The organism is Pseudomonas sp. GM33 (assembly GCF_000282295.1).
Taxonomy (GTDB): domain Bacteria; phylum Pseudomonadota; class Gammaproteobacteria; order Pseudomonadales; family Pseudomonadaceae; genus Aquipseudomonas; species Aquipseudomonas laurylsulfatiphila.
Genome location: NZ_AKJO01000079.1, coordinates 12862 through 26943 on the forward strand (window position 1 = coordinate 12862; position 14082 = coordinate 26943).

The window sequence follows — 14082 nt, forward strand, 5'->3', positions numbered from 1 at the left end:
GAACTCAAGTGTGGTTAGTTTGAATAATGAGATTGACCGGGAAATCCCCCAGCGCGGCGCTGATCAGCAGCTCTCTGTGTTTTGTGACTTTGATGCCGGTAAAAAGTCCCTTCAGATGTTCGTCGGCAACGGTGAACGGCAGTTTGACCCGGGTATCGCCCCACAGCGGCGCGTGGACCTGGGGTACGGCACTGTTTTCCAGCAGTCCGGCACAGCGTATCGGCACAATCACAATGGCGCGTTCTCCCTCCCGTTCGCGGACAAACCCCAGCACACGATGGGCCTCGCTGCCCAGCACTTCCAGAGCCCGGTAAGTGCCACGCCGAAACAGCTCGGCATGTTCGGCGCGCAGGCCCAGGGTGCGCGCAACCAGGGCTTGCTTGATGCGCCCGTCCTGCCAGTTCGATAACAGGTCCGGCAGGTCTACCCTGTGCTGCAGTGCCTGCTGGCGACTGGCGTAATCCACGGGGCGACGGTTGTCCGGGTCGACCAGGCTGAAGTCCCAGAAATCGTTGCCCTGATACAAATCCGGCACGCCGGGCACTGTCATGCGCAGCAAGGTTTGCGCCAAACCGTTAAGGGCACCGGGGGCGGCAATCGAACGGGCCGCTCTGGCCAGGGCCGCACGCAGCAGCTCACCTTCGGGGCTGAGCAACAGGCGCTGGATAAAGTCCCCGGTCGCTTGCTCGTAAGCGTCATTAGGCGCGCTCCAGCTGCTTTGCAGCTTGGCTTCGCGCAGGGCCTTGCGCTGCCATTGCCAGAGGCGTTTGGCGTAGTCCTCGAGCGCCGTTGGATTATCGATAGCCAGACCCAGTGGCCAACTGCCGAGGATCGCCTGGTACAGAATCAACTCATCGCCCGCCGACGGCACTTGATCGTCCTGGCGCAAGGGCCGGGCGAGGGCGCGCCACAGTCCGATCTGGTCGGTGTACCAGCCGCTGCGCTCACTCAGTACCGCCAGCCGTGCGCGTGAGTCTTCGCCACGCTTGTGGTCGTGGGTGGCGCTGGCCAGCAGATTGTCCGGGAAGGTTTCAAGGCGCTCGATGCAGGCCCGATGAAAGTCGGCCACCGGCGCACTGAACTGCCCGGTGCTGAACCCCACGTCATTGCGCGAGAGCAGGACGGCCGAACGATAGAACGCGGTGTCTTCCACCGCTTTCGCCGCGGCTGGCGAGGTCAGTTGCTGGAAACGCACGCAGGCGTGCTTGAGGCGTTTGCGCTGACGCCCGGCCGGGCGTTGCCGCCAGGGTTCACCACCGAGCCAGCCGGCCAGGCAGTCGAGCACCGGCCAGTCTGCCTCGCCCAGTGTCTGGCGGGCGCCGTCCATGGCCTGCTGGAAAAACGCCTCATCCTGGCCTGACCGGCCGAGGGGGCTGATGTAGGTGCGGTACACCGGGAAATGCACGATCAGCGCCTGCAGCGCCCGGCGAATCGCACCGAGGGTCAGGTCGCGGGTCATGAGATTGTCCCGGGCCACTTGCAGCAAGGCTTGGGCGACGCTTTCGAAATCCCCGGCCAGGGAGCCATTGAGAATTTGCTGGCGGGCCAGTTGTGTTTCCTGGGAGAAGTCGGCAGAACGCTCGCTGTGGCGCTGCCAGCGTTCGGCCAGCGCCTGGGCACCCCGAGGGTCGGTTTGCAGCAGTGACAACTGGTTCATGAACTCGTAGCCGGTGGTGCCATCCACCGACCAGTCGCGATGCAGGGTCTCGCCTTCGCCGAGGATTTTTTCGACAAAGATCGGCAGATGGCGGCCTGCGGACAGGCTGTCGACCCGACGCCGCAGCTTTCGGCAGTAGCCTCGCGGGTCGGCGAGGCCGTCGATGTGGTCGATGCGCAACCCGTCGATCAGCCCCTCGGCCACCAGTTGGAAGATCTTCGCGTGGGTGGCTTCGAACACCGCGGGACGCTCGACGCGCAATCCGCCCAGTTCGTTGATATCAAAGAAGCGCCGCCAGTTGATGTCATCGGCGGCCGTGCGCCAGCTGGCGAGGCGATAGCTCTGGCGCTCCAGCAGGTTGTGCAGGCGCTGAAAGCCTTCGTGGGTCACTGAGTCGTAGTGCTTCAGGTGCCGGTCAATGGCTTGAGCAATAAGCGGATCGCTGACCAGATCGCGCAGTTCCGCTTTCAGCGGTATGGCCAAACTGTGGGCGTCGGTCTGGTAGCTCAGGGTGCTGAAGCGATCGGCCAGGTTTTTCAGTTGTTCGGCCTGCTCCGTATCGAGCGCTGCATCGGTCTTGAGCAGTTCGCCGTAATCCCAGGGGCAAATGGGAAAGCGATGTTCGTAGTGCTCGACATGGAAGCTGCCGTGCCAGGCATCGAAGCGCAAGGGCAGGGTGCCGTCCTGCAACGCCACGCCGTAATCGCTGCCCAGGAACGGCAGGAGCAACTGGCCTTCCATCAACGGATCGGGAGAGTGCCACTGGATGTCGAAAAACTCGCCGTAGGGGCTCAGGCGTCCCCACTCCAACAGGTCCAGCCACCAGGGGTTGTCAGCGCCGCCGACCGCCATGTGGTTGGAGACTATGTCGAGGATCAATCCCATGTCCTGCTCGTGCAAGGCGTCGACCAGGCTGCGCAGCGCCACTTCGCCACCCAGCTCCGGGTTGACTCTGGTCGGGTCCACCACGTCATAGCCATGCATCGATCCGGCTCGGGCACGCAACAGCGGGGAGGCGTAGACATGGCTGATGCCCAGGCGTGCGAAATACGGCACCAGCGGCACCGCGTCTTCCAGCGTGAAGCCTTTATGAAATTGCAGGCGCAGTGTGGCGCGCAACGGGCGGGTAGGCTGTTGGGTCATCGGTCACGCTCGGCCGCCTGCAGTCGCGCACAGGCGAGCAGTTCCAGGCGCCGCGCGGCATCCGGTCCATCGAGCAGGGCTTCGCTGTAGCCGGGCAAGCGCCGCGACCAGTTCGGGTGGGTGTCGATGGTGCCGGGCAGGTTGGCCTGTTGTTCCACGCCAAGGGCATCTTCCAGCGGCAACAGCACCAAGGGTGCCCGGGTATGACCGAGAAATCGCACGCTGGCGTCGAGCACCTGGTCGGTTTCGTGGGATTCTTCACGGAAGTTCTGCGGGTCCTGGCTCAATGCCCGGCGCAGGCCCTCGCGCTCGCGCTCGCGATGCTGGCGCCATTCGATCTCACCGCTGGCGTCGACCATCCCGAGCCGGGCGTTCCAGTCGATGTCGCGGCCATGCCACCAGCCGTTGAGGGTGGGCAGGTCATGGGTGCTGGTGGTCGCCAGGGCGTTGTCCGGCCAGTCGAGGATCGGTTTGAAGTGCGTGTTGTCCTGCTCGAACAGCAGTACCCGCATGCCGAGCATCGAACGGGCGATGAGTTTTTCCCGCAGGCCATCCGGCACGGTGCCGAGGTCTTCGCCGAGGACGATGGCCTGGTGCCGATGGGATTCCAGGGTCAACAAACGCAGCAGGTCGTCCACCGGGTAATACAGGTAGGCGCCGTCGGCCGGCGGTGAGCCGTTGGGGATCACCCACAGCCGCTGCAGTCCCATGACGTGATCGATACGCAAGCCACCGCAATGGGCGAAATTGGCCCGCAGCATTTCGATGAACGCCCGGAAACCATTGCGCACCAGGCCTTCAGGGGAGAACGCGGAAATTCCCCAGCCCTGGCCCGTGCGGTTGAGAATATCCGGTGGCGCACCGACGGTGAGGGACGCGAGCAGTTCGTCCTGCCGGCTCCAGGCCTGGCTGCCGCCGCCATCGGCACCGACGGCCAGGTCGGCGATCAGGCCGATGCTCATGCCGCTGGCGCGGGCAGCGGTTTGCGCGCGCTCCAGGCAGCGAGTGATCAGCCACTGGCAGAAGGCGAAGAAGCCGATGCGCCCGGCATTCTCTTCGGCAAAAGCTGCGAGTTCGGCGCTACGCGGATTACGCCAGGGTTCGGGCCACAGTCGCCAGTCGAGGCCTTCACCGCGGGCGGCGCGTGCCTCCTGTATGGCTTCGAAGCGACAGTGGTTTTCCAGCGCTTCGCCGGCAGCGTGACGAAAACTGCTGAAGTCTTCGTGCAAGGGATGTTCACCCTGGACGAAACCTTCGTACAGCGACTGCAACAGCCGATGCTTGGCTTCGGCGGCGGCCGGCCAGTCAATCAGCGCACGCTCCTCCAGCGCCTTGAGCTCAATGGCCAGCCCGGTGGCATCGATGGCGGTACGCAAGGCGCGCTCGCCGAGAATGGTGCCGGGGGCGCAGTAAAGGCTGTTGAGAAACAGACGGCTGGATGGCGAATACGGGCTGTAGCGTTGAGTGTCATTGGAAAACATCGCATGCAAGGGGCTGATCGCCAGCGCCTCGGCGCCACGTTCACCGGCCACTCGGGCGAGGTCCTCGAGCGCCTGGGTGTCACCAAAACCGCCATCGCCAGGACGGCGCAAAGCATACAATTGCACGCTCAGGCCCCAGGCACGCGGGATCGGGTTATCCACGGCATCGGCGACGCTGTAACAACGGGGCGGGGCCACCGCCAGGGTGAAGGTTTGTCCGTCGATACTGACCTGTTGATAGCCGACCGGTACCAGCCCCGGCAGTTTTGCGTTGGCGTCCAGCTTGAGGTTGAGCCGCGAACCGTCTTCAAGGTGGATTTCGCAAGGGGTTTGAGGTGCAAAGAAACGCGCCAGATCCAGGCCAACTCCAACATCGGCGGTGATCAATGGCGGCAAGTGATGGGTCTGCTGCACCGCTTGCAATTCCAGCAGGCTGGCGTCGATTTCCTGGGCGCTGCCTGCCGGGTGGCCAAGGCCGGTCAGCACATTGCGCAATACCGAAGGTGCGACTTTTTGCGGGCGGCCGTTGGCGTCGATCCAGTCGACCGCGAGGCCGGCACGGCTGGCCAGAATTTCCAGTTGCGCATCACTCATTGACGCTCTCCATACGAAGTGGCAAAGGGGCTGCGGCGGCGAGGCTGACGAGCGCGCAATACGGGGCAAGGGTGCCCTGGTCCAGCAGATCGGCGCTCTGTGGCGGGTATTCGAACAACCGTGCGGCACCGGTCTGTGAGGTGTGGACTACGGGCTTGTCGCTGAGGTTCAGGTCAATGCGCAACTCGCTGCCATCGCCCAGGCGCCAGGCGGCACTGACCGCGCCTTCGCCCAGCTCGTCGGCCCCCAGTGCCTGGGTGCCCGGCAAGCGGGGGATGAGGAGCCGGTGACGGATCTGCAACAGCCGGCAATACAGCTCGTGCATCTCAGTATGGCCGTTCGAAGGCAGGACGGGGCGGGACGCTGCAAATGTCTGCGGATCGTTCGGGTCAGGAATGTGTTCGCGCAGGAGTGGGTCGGCAAACACGCTGAAGGCCGCGAACTCGTTTCGTCGGCCGTCCCGTACCAACTTTGCCAACTCACCGTGATGGCTGGTGAAATACAGGAAGGGTTGCTCGACGGCGAACTCGTCGCCCATGAACAGCAGCGGAATCATCGGCGACAACAGCAGCAACACCGTGGCGGCCCGCAGCGCTTGCGGGTGGGCGAGTTGATGCAGGCGCTCGCCGAAAGCGCGGTTGCCGATCTGGTCATGGTTCTGCAGGAACAGGATGAAGGCGCCGGGAGGCAAGTGCCCGCTGGGTTCACCGCGCGCCACGCCATGGCGATTGATATGACCCTGGAACACGAAACCCTGGCTCAGGCAACGCGCCAGTTGTTCGGTGGGGTTGTGCGCGTAGTCGGCGTAATAGGCCTCGGTTTCGCCGGTCAGTAACACATGCAGGGCATTGTGGCCGTCATCGTTCCACTGCGCGTCGTAACCCTGTTCGAGCAGTCCGGCCTGATTGTGTTCGTTCTCCACCATCAGCCACACATGTCGCGCCGGTCCCGTCTGCTGGCGCACCCGTTGCGCCAGTTCCTGGAGGAAATCCGGATCTTCAATGGCGTGCACCGCGTCCAGGCGCAAACCGTCGAAACGGTATTCGAGCAGCCACATCAAGGCGTTTTCGATGAAGAAGTCCCGTACTTCGCGGCGGCGGAAGTCGATGGCCGCGCCCCACGGCGTCTGTTTGTCTTCGCGAAAGAAGCCCTTGGCATAACGATGCAGGTAATTGCCGTGCGGACCGAAGTGGTTGTAGACCACGTCGAGAATCACCGCCAGGCCATGACCGTGGGCGGTGTCGATCAAGTGTTTGAGCTGCTCGGGTGACCCGTATGAAGCCTGGGGCGCGTAGGGCAGGACACCGTCATACCCCCAATTGCGCTCACCGGGAAACTGCGCGACGGGCATCAGTTCGATCGCGGTGACGCCCAGTTCGACCAGGCGCGCCAGATGCTGCTCGACGGCACTGAAGCCGCCGAGCGCACCGACATGCAGTTCGTAAATCACCGCTTCGTTCCAAGGCCGTCCCGACCAGGCACTGTGTTGCCAGGCATAGGCCAGCGGATCGACCACCACGCTGTGCCGGTCGATATCGCCGTCCTGAGCACGGGAAGCCGGGTCGGGCACTTCCAGTTCGCCGTCGATGCTGTAGCGGTAACGCGTGCCTGCCGCGCATCGGATGTTGCTCACGAACCAGCCGTCGGCCTGGGGCAGCAACGGCAAGGACTGTCCATGTTCCAGCTCGACACTGACGTAAAACGCATCTGGCGCCCACAACGCGAATTGCGTGTGCTCTGCGTCCAGCATGATTGCGCCGTGGGGCCAGGTCTCAAGGGTCCGTAACGGCATCTTGAAAGCCTCTTACTGTTTGTTCGATTTCCCCAACGCTTTCGCCACAAGCTGTTCATAGAGTTCGGCGTAGGGTTCGACTGCCTTGCACCAGTTGAATGGTGCTGCCATGGCCCGGCAGCGCATGGCGTGCAGAAGGTCGGGGAAGGCGAACACCTTGAACGCGCGGCTCAGGGCTTCCTGATAGCTCTGCACCGTGGATTCATCGAACAGGAAGCCGGTCACGCCGTTTTCGATGGTGTCGGCCAGGCCACCGGTATTGCGCGCCACCGGCAACGAGCCGAAGCGCTGGGCGTACATCTGGCTCAGGCCGCAAGGTTCGTAACGCGAAGGCATCAGCAGGAAGTCGCTGCCGGCGAACATGCGCCGGGCATCGGTTTCGTTAAAGCCGATGCGCACGCCGATCTGCCCGGGGAAACGCAGGGCCAGTTCGCGCATCGACTGTTCTTCTTCCGGCTCGCCACGACCGATGATCGCGATCTGGCCACCGGATTTGACGATGTATTCGGAGACCGCTTCGGTCAGGTCCAGGCCTTTCTGATAGACCAGGCGCGACACCACGGCGAACAGCGGCCCTTCGGAGTCTTGCAGACCGAACAGCTCGCGCACATGGGCGGCGTTCACCGCCTTGCCATCCCAGTCGCCGATTTCGAACGGGCAGAACAGGTGCGGGTCGGTGGCCGCATCCCAGCTTTCATCGATGCCGTTGGGAATCCCGCTGAGCAGGCCTTGCTGAGTCTTGGCGGCGAGGAAGCCGTCGAGTCCGCAGCCGAAGTCCGGGGTGGTGATTTCCTGGGCGTAGGTCGCGCTGACGGTGGTGATGTGGCTCGAGTAGGCCATGCCGGCCTTGAGGAACGACATCTTGCCGTAGAACTCCATGCCTTCCTGTTGCAGCGCGTGATGGGGAATGCCCAGTTCGGGGCACGAGCCCAGGCTGGTCACGCCTTGATAGGCCAGGTTGTGAATGGTGAACAGCGTCGGTGTGCGCTGCCCACGCCAGTGCATGTAGGCCGGGGCCAGGCCGGCCGGCCAGTCGTGGGCGTGCACCAGGTCCGGGCACCAGTGGATTTGCGCGAGGTTGGCGGCGATGTCGGCCGCCGCCAGGCCCAGGCGGGCGAAACGGATATGGTTGTCCGGCCAGTCGCGGCCGTTGTTGGCGCCGTAGGGTGAACCTTCGCGCTCGTAGAGTTCGGGGCAGATCAGTACGTAGATGACCAGGCCATCGGGCATGTCCATGCGCCCGATCTTGCACGGTGGCAATGCGGCATGACCGCCGAGTTCACCGATGATATGGATGGGGTTCTCGCTGTGCAGCACCTGCGGGTAACCCGGGATCAACACTCGCACATCGTGCAGATGGGCCATGGCCCGTGGCAGCGCCGCGGAAACGTCGCCCAGGCCCCCGGTTTTCACCAGGTCGGCAATTTCCGAGGTCACGAACAACACTTTCTTACGGTTCGGATTCTGCTGGGCTGCCGGGGGCAGCGTCCTGGTGCCGGGCACGCTGACGGGTTGGGTGTTCGCGGCAGTTACGGCGCTCGATTCGCCGACCTGATGAGCACGTTCTCCCTGTATTTCCAAAGCCGTACTGATCATATGAATCTCCCGTGCTGTTGATCTAATTCTTAGGTCTGGCAAACGGTGTTTCATGGCCAATTCCCGTGGCCGGGCGCAAAAGCGCTGCGCATCAGTGAGCAAGCGCTGCCCGATGCGTCGAAGCAAAAGGGGTGAATGAGCCGTTGCAAAGATTGCACCAGTCGCAACGCACCTTCTTGTCAGAGGACCGATCGGGAATGGAAAAAGTTTCGACTGTTTTTCCACTTTGTGACCGATCGGTTTCGCTTTGAGAAAATGAGTCTAGGCCAGAACTTAGAGCGGTAAAGGGCCGATGGCAAAATTGTTCGACAATCGGTTTGTAGCGGTACGGACGTGCCTGATCGAGGTGCAAACGCCCCGACGAAGTGCATGTTTTTTTGCGTTTCGCCCTCAAAAAGTCACCGGGCGGTCACATGAATGTGCGACGTGATCGAGCGGCTGCGCACCAATGCGGTGCGTACGCCAAGTCCCGGATTTGGCTGAACCACTGCCTTACTGCCGGTCGCGATGCCTTGTTATAGTTCGGGCCTCGTTTTCTGCCCGCAAAAGGATCCTTGGCATGTCTCAATACAGCGCATTCAACGTCGAACTGGTTGATAAAATCGCCCATGTGCAGATCAACCGGCCGGAGAAGATCAACTCGATGAACGCTGCGTTCTGGAGCGAGATCGTCGAGATCTTCCAGTGGATCGACGACACCGATGAAGTGCGCGTGGTGGTCCTCAGCGGCGCAGGCAAGCATTTCTCCTCGGGTATCGACCTGATGATGCTGGCCGGTGTGGCCAATGAACTGGGCAAGGACGTCGGCCGCAATGCGCGCCTGCTGCGGCGCAAGATCCTTACCCTGCAAGCGTCGTTCAATGCCGTCGACAACTGCCGCAAACCGGTGCTTGCAGCGATTCAGGGCTACTGCCTGGGTGGCGCCATCGACCTGATTGCCGCGTGCGACATGCGTTATGCCGCCGAGGACGCACAGTTCTCGATCAAGGAAATCGACATCGGCATGGCCGCCGACGTGGGCACACTGCAACGCTTGCCGCGGATCATCGGTGACGGCATGCTGCGCGAACTGGCTTACACTGGTCGCACCTTTGGCGCCGACGAAGCGCGCAGCATGGGCCTGGTCAATCGCGTCTATAGCGACAACGCCAGCCTGCTCGACGGCGTCATGGGGATTGCCCGCGAAATCGCCGGCAAGTCGCCGATCGCCGTCACCGGCACCAAGGAGATGATCAGCTACATGCGTGACCATCGCATCGATGACGGCCTCGAATACATCGCCACCTGGAACGCCGCCATGTTGCAATCCACCGATCTGCGCGTGGCCATGGCCGCCCATATGAGCAAACAGAAACCCGAATTTCTGGATTGATTAACCATGATTCCTCGCTGGACCACTGCAGTACTGGACACCGATCAACCCGGCGGCTGGGCCGTCGCGCGCAGCCCCGAAGGCTTTCTGTTCGATGACAATGGCGCCCTGTTTCCACGTGAATGGTTGAAGCGTCAGGACCTGTCGATTCTCTCCGAGCATGGCATCGGTCATCTCGATGGCGAGCCGGTCTATCTGCTGGAGCTGCGCAGTCACAGCGAGGTGCCGGGCTGCAATTGGAAGGGCTTGCGGGCGTTCATGCTCGAAGGCGATCACACGGTCTACAAGGTGCTCGGTTACGCCGCACAGATCGGCACCTGGGCCCGCGAACACCGCTTTTGCGGCAATTGCGGTCAGGCGACCCATCAGGTGGTGCGTGAGCGGGCGATGTACTGCCTGCCGTGTGACTTGCGCTATTACCCGCGGATTTCACCGAGCATGATCGTACTGGTGACCCGTGGCGACGAGATTCTGCTGGGGCGTTCGCCACGTTTTGTGCCGGGGGTCTACAGCACCTTGGCCGGGTTTGCCGAGCCGGGCGAATCGGCCGAGGACTGCCTGATTCGCGAGGTTCGCGAAGAGGTGAGCATCGAGGTCAGGAACATCCAGTACATGGGCAGCCAGTGCTGGCCGTTCCCGCACTCGATGATGCTAGGCTTTCATGCCGAGTACGCCAGTGGCGAAATCGTCTGCCAGGAAGACGAGATCGAGGACGCCCAGTGGTTCAACGTGCACGCGCTGCCGCCGTTGCCGGCGTCGCGCTCGATTGCCCGTTACCTGATCGACGTCTACGTGGCGCGGCGTTTAGGCCACGCTGAACCAGTGCTGCCAGGCTAGGCGCACGGTCAGGCCCAACACCACGGTGATGAACACCGGACGAATGAATTTCGCCCCGCCGCTGATGGCGGTGCGGGCGCCGAAGAAGGCGCCGACCATCAATGACGAGCCCATGCACAGGCCGATGATCCAGTCCACCTGACCGGAAAAGATGAAGATCGACAGCGCCGCCGCGTTGCTGACGAAGTTCATGCTGCGCGCCACGCCGCTGGCCTTCACCAGGTCGATGGGGTAGAGCAACAGGCTGCTCACGGTCCAGAACGCGCCCGTGCCGGGACCGGCCACGCCATCATAGAAACCGAGGCTGAAGCCCTGGGTCGACTGCCACGTTTTCTTGATCGGTGCATCGCTGTCCGTCGGCGCTTTCGGCGTGCCGCCAAACAAAAGATAGACACCGCAGGCGAAGACGATCACCGGCAGCATTTTGTTCAGCCATTCTGCTGGCAGGTAGTGCGCGACCACGGCACCGGTCAGCGCGCCGACCAGGGTACCGACGATGGCGTGCACCCATTGCGCGGGGTGGAACAGCTTGCGCCGGTAGAAGGTGAAACTGGCAATCGCCGAGCCGAAGGTCGAACTGAGCTTGTTGGTGCCCAGCACCAGGTGCGGCGGCAGGCCGGCGGTCAACAGCGCCGGGGTGGTCAACAGCCCACCGCCACCGGCGATGGCGTCGATGAAACCGGCAACAAAAGCGACAAGGGCCAGGATGGCCAGGGTGGAGAGGTCAACACTGAGTTCGAAAGGCATGGGATCGGCTTATTCGGCGGGTGCAGAAAGAGGCTGCGGGGAAGGGCAGCATCTTAACCACCTGCACAACACAAAACCAATGTGGGAGCGGGCTTGCTCGCGAAAGCGGTGTGTCAGCCAACGTCAATGTTGGATCTGATGGCCCCTTCGCGGGCAAGCCCGCTCCCACAGGGATCAGCGTCAGGTCGGATTACAGACCCAGATCCGACAGGCTCGGATGATCGTCAGGGCGACGTCCCAGCGGCCAGTGGAACTTGCGCTCGCTTTCCTTGATCGGCATGTCGTTGATGCAGGCAAAGCGACGGGCCATCAGGCCGTCCTCGTTGAACTCCCAGTTTTCGTTGCCGTAGGAGCGGAACCAGTTGCCCGAGTCGTCGTGCCATTCATAGGCATAACGTACGGCGATGCGGTTGTCGGTAAAAGCCCAGAGTTCCTTGATCAGTCGATAATCCAGCTCCTTGGCCCATTTGCGGGTCAGGAAGCCCTTGGCTTCTTCGCGGTTATGGGCGAACTCGGCGCGGTTTCGCCACTGGGTGTCCAGGGTGTAGGCCAGGGACACGCGCTCCGGATCGCGGGAATTCCAGCCATCCTCAGCCAGGCGAACTTTTTCAATGGCCGATTCACGGGAGAAAGGGGGCAATGGCGGACGAACTTCGGCATTAGACATTTCAAGTCTCCGTATCAAGTTAAAGTTAAAACAATTGTCGAGCTTGATCAGGTTGCTACAGGTCCAATAACTTTCGCGCCATGCATTGCGCATTATCGGCGGCACTGTGATCACCCGTTACAAGCGCCACGGTAATGGCACCATCGATCAGGATCAGCAGCTGTCTGGCCAGCGTCTGCGGATCCTCGGCACCATGTTCGGTACACAGCTCGCACACGTAGTCGAGCAGTTTCTGTTTATGTTCTTTGGCGACCAGGCGCACCGGGTCTTGCGGGTCGCCGGTTTCGCCACTGGTGTTGATGAAGGCGCAGCCGCGAAAGCCTTCGCTGGCGAACCACGACTTGAGTACGGTAAACAGGTTCAGCAGCCGCCCGGCCGGGGTCTGGGCCTGGCCGACTTCGCTGCGGTACCAGTGCATCCAGCGCTGATCGCGGCGTTGCAGGGCGGCCACGACCAGTTCGTCCTTGTTGGCGAAGTAGCGGTAGATGCTTTTTCTGGAGACACCGGCGGTTTTCACCAGGAGATCCATGCCAGTGGCGGCTATGCCACTTTTGTAGATCAACTTTTCGGTGACATCCAGAATGATGTCGCGTGTGTCGTTGCTATTGATTTCGTTCATGTGGCTAACAGTAGAACGACCGTTCTCCTTGGTCAAACAGTTTTTTGTGGTGTGTGACAATAAGTCTTCGCGAGCAGGCTCGCTCCCACAGGGGGGAATGCATTTCAATGTGGGAGCGAGCCTGCTCGCGAAGGGGTATTACAGACAGTAACAAGACCCGAACCCAGCGATGGTGTAAGCTCTCAGGCTCTTCGGATTCGACCCATTGCGAGCCCTATGCCGTCGCTTTTCAAACGTTCCCTGCTGCCCAAGCTGCGCAGTTTTCCGCTGACGGCCGATGCCGTCGGCATCCTTTCCGGCGCTGCCGAATTCCGTCGTTGCCTGCTCGAGCAAATCGCCAGCGCGACCCGGCGCATATACATCGTTGCGCTGTACCTGCAACAGGATGAAGCCGGCCAGGAAATTCTCGATGCCTTGCACGCGGCCAAACTGGCGCGTCCGGAACTGGACGTGGTGGTGGTCGTCGACTGGCTGCGCGCCCAGCGCGGCCTGATCGGTGCCGGCAAGCAACCGGGCAACTCGGCCTGGTACCAGGAGATGACCCGCACCCACGAAAGCGTGGTGCCGATCTATGGCGTCCCGGTACAAACCCGCGAACTGTTCGGTGTGCTGCACCTCAAAGGCTTCGTGATCGATGATTGCGTGATCTACAGTGGCGCGAGCCTGAACAACGTCTACCTGCACAAGTTCGACAAGTACCGCTACGACCGTTATCACGTGCTGCACAATCGCGAACTGGCCGATTCGATGCAGCACCTGGTGCAGCACGGCCTGGTGGCTTCCAAAGCGGTGCACCGCCTCGACCTGCCGAACCTGCCGACGACCCGCAGCCTGCGCAATGACATCGGTGACCTGCGCAGCCGGCTCAAGCACGCGGCGTACGACACCACGCGAGGCACCACCGACCGGACCGGTCTGTCCGTCAGCCCGTTGCTCGGCGTCGGCAAGAACAATCCGCTGAACCGGGTGATCTGCGAGCTGATCGCCAGCGCCCAGCAGCAGCTGACCATTTGCACGCCGTACTTCAACCTGCCGCTGGCGATCATCCGCGAGATCAACCGCGCGCTGGCCCGTGGGGTGAAGATCGACATTGTGGTCGGTGACAAGACGGCCAATGACTTCTACATTCCGCCGAGTGAACCGTTCCGGGTCATTTCGGCGCTGCCGTACCTGTACGAAATCAGCTTGCGCCGGTTTGCCAAGCGCCATCAGCGCAACATCGACAGCGGTCAGTTGAACCTGCACCTGTGGCTTGATGGTGACAACACCTATCACCTCAAGGGCATGTGGATCGATCGGCGCTATACCTTGCTGACTGGCAACAACCTCAACCCGCGGGCGTTCCGGCTCGATCTGGAAAACGCCTTGTTGATCGATGATCCGCACGGCGAATGGCTGGAGCCGCGCCGTCAGGAACTGGCGGAGATTTTCCAGCACACCCGGCGAATCGAGCACTTCCAGAACCTGGAAACCCTGGCCGAATACCCAATGGGCGTGGCCAAGTTCCTCAAGCGCGTGAGTCGTGTGCGGATCGAGCGGCTGCTTTACCGCATTCTCTAAAAGATCGCAGCCTGCGG

The 14082-nt window shown here is 62.0% G+C and carries 10 protein-coding genes; 3 read left to right on the plus strand and 7 right to left on the minus strand.

Features of this window, described 5'->3' with window-relative positions; translation table 11 throughout:
- Window positions 1-4 precede the first annotated feature (4 nt).
- Genes PMI26_RS16375 through glgA form a run of 4 tightly spaced genes read right to left on the minus strand, consistent with a single transcriptional unit; the run spans window position 5 to window position 8263 of the window.
- The gene (locus PMI26_RS16375; protein WP_007974273.1) at window positions 5-2800 is read right to left on the minus strand and encodes a malto-oligosyltrehalose synthase; all 2796 of its coding nucleotides are present in this window, start codon (window positions 2798-2800) and stop codon (window positions 5-7) included.
- The gene (malQ, locus tag PMI26_RS16370) at window positions 2797-4875 is read right to left on the minus strand and encodes a 4-alpha-glucanotransferase (protein WP_007974274.1); all 2079 of its coding nucleotides are present in this window, start codon (window positions 4873-4875) and stop codon (window positions 2797-2799) included. The genes PMI26_RS16375 and malQ overlap by 4 nt, the downstream gene beginning before the upstream one ends.
- Window positions 4868-6667, minus strand: coding sequence for a malto-oligosyltrehalose trehalohydrolase (gene treZ, locus PMI26_RS16365; RefSeq protein WP_007974275.1), 1800 nt, complete (start codon window positions 6665-6667; stop codon window positions 4868-4870). Before treZ ends, malQ begins: the two co-directional genes overlap by 8 nt.
- A 12-nt stretch (window positions 6668-6679) precedes the next feature.
- Entirely contained in the window at window positions 6680-8263 is a 1584-nt protein-coding gene (gene glgA / locus PMI26_RS16360; protein WP_007974276.1) for a glycogen synthase GlgA, read from the minus strand.
- A 559-nt stretch (window positions 8264-8822) separates the two neighbouring features.
- Here glgA and PMI26_RS16355 point away from each other — a divergent pair.
- On the plus strand, window positions 8823-9635 hold the full coding sequence (locus PMI26_RS16355) for a crotonase/enoyl-CoA hydratase family protein (protein WP_007974277.1): 813 nt from the start codon (window positions 8823-8825) through the stop codon (window positions 9633-9635).
- Between the two features lie 6 nt (window positions 9636-9641).
- The gene (nudC, locus tag PMI26_RS16350) at window positions 9642-10472 is read left to right on the plus strand and encodes an NAD(+) diphosphatase (protein ID WP_007974278.1); all 831 of its coding nucleotides are present in this window, start codon (window positions 9642-9644) and stop codon (window positions 10470-10472) included.
- Here nudC and PMI26_RS16345 read toward each other — a convergent pair.
- From PMI26_RS16345 to PMI26_RS16335, 3 genes are all read right to left on the minus strand, one after another.
- Window positions 10440-11219, minus strand: a complete 780-nt coding sequence (locus PMI26_RS16345) for a TSUP family transporter (protein WP_007974280.1) — start codon at window positions 11217-11219, stop codon at window positions 10440-10442. The two genes, nudC and PMI26_RS16345, sit on opposite strands and share 33 nt — an antisense overlap.
- Window positions 11220-11409: 190 nt before the next feature.
- Window positions 11410-11886, minus strand: coding sequence for a nuclear transport factor 2 family protein (locus PMI26_RS16340; RefSeq protein WP_007974281.1), 477 nt, complete (start codon window positions 11884-11886; stop codon window positions 11410-11412).
- 55 nt (window positions 11887-11941) lie between these two features.
- A complete protein-coding gene (locus tag PMI26_RS16335) occupies window positions 11942-12505 on the minus strand; it encodes a TetR/AcrR family transcriptional regulator (protein WP_033047828.1) in 564 nt (187 codons plus the stop codon).
- Between the two features lie 216 nt (window positions 12506-12721).
- Between PMI26_RS16335 and pssA the strand changes: the two genes are divergently transcribed.
- On the plus strand, window positions 12722-14065 hold the full coding sequence (gene pssA, locus PMI26_RS16330) for a CDP-diacylglycerol--serine O-phosphatidyltransferase (RefSeq protein ID WP_007974285.1): 1344 nt from the start codon (window positions 12722-12724) through the stop codon (window positions 14063-14065).
- Window positions 14066-14082 lie beyond the last annotated feature (17 nt).

Coding starts and splice junctions, on each gene's coding strand:
- malQ (WP_007974274.1), bottom strand. CDS start 4,875: ATGAGTGATGCGCAACTGGAAATTCTGGCCAGCCGTGCCGGCCTCGCG.
- treZ (WP_007974275.1), bottom strand. CDS start 6,667: ATGCCGTTACGGACCCTTGAGACCTGGCCCCACGGCGCAATCATGCTG.
- PMI26_RS16345 (WP_007974280.1), bottom strand. CDS start 11,219: ATGCCTTTCGAACTCAGTGTTGACCTCTCCACCCTGGCCATCCTGGCC.
- pssA (WP_007974285.1), top strand. CDS start 12,722: ATGCCGTCGCTTTTCAAACGTTCCCTGCTGCCCAAGCTGCGCAGTTTT.
- PMI26_RS16375 (WP_007974273.1), bottom strand. CDS start 2,800: ATGACCCAACAGCCTACCCGCCCGTTGCGCGCCACACTGCGCCTGCAA.
- nudC (WP_007974278.1), top strand. CDS start 9,642: ATGATTCCTCGCTGGACCACTGCAGTACTGGACACCGATCAACCCGGC.
- glgA (WP_007974276.1), bottom strand. CDS start 8,263: ATGATCAGTACGGCTTTGGAAATACAGGGAGAACGTGCTCATCAGGTC.
- PMI26_RS16335 (WP_033047828.1), bottom strand. CDS start 12,505: ATGAACGAAATCAATAGCAACGACACACGCGACATCATTCTGGATGTC.
- PMI26_RS16355 (WP_007974277.1), top strand. CDS start 8,823: ATGTCTCAATACAGCGCATTCAACGTCGAACTGGTTGATAAAATCGCC.
- PMI26_RS16340 (WP_007974281.1), bottom strand. CDS start 11,886: ATGTCTAATGCCGAAGTTCGTCCGCCATTGCCCCCTTTCTCCCGTGAA.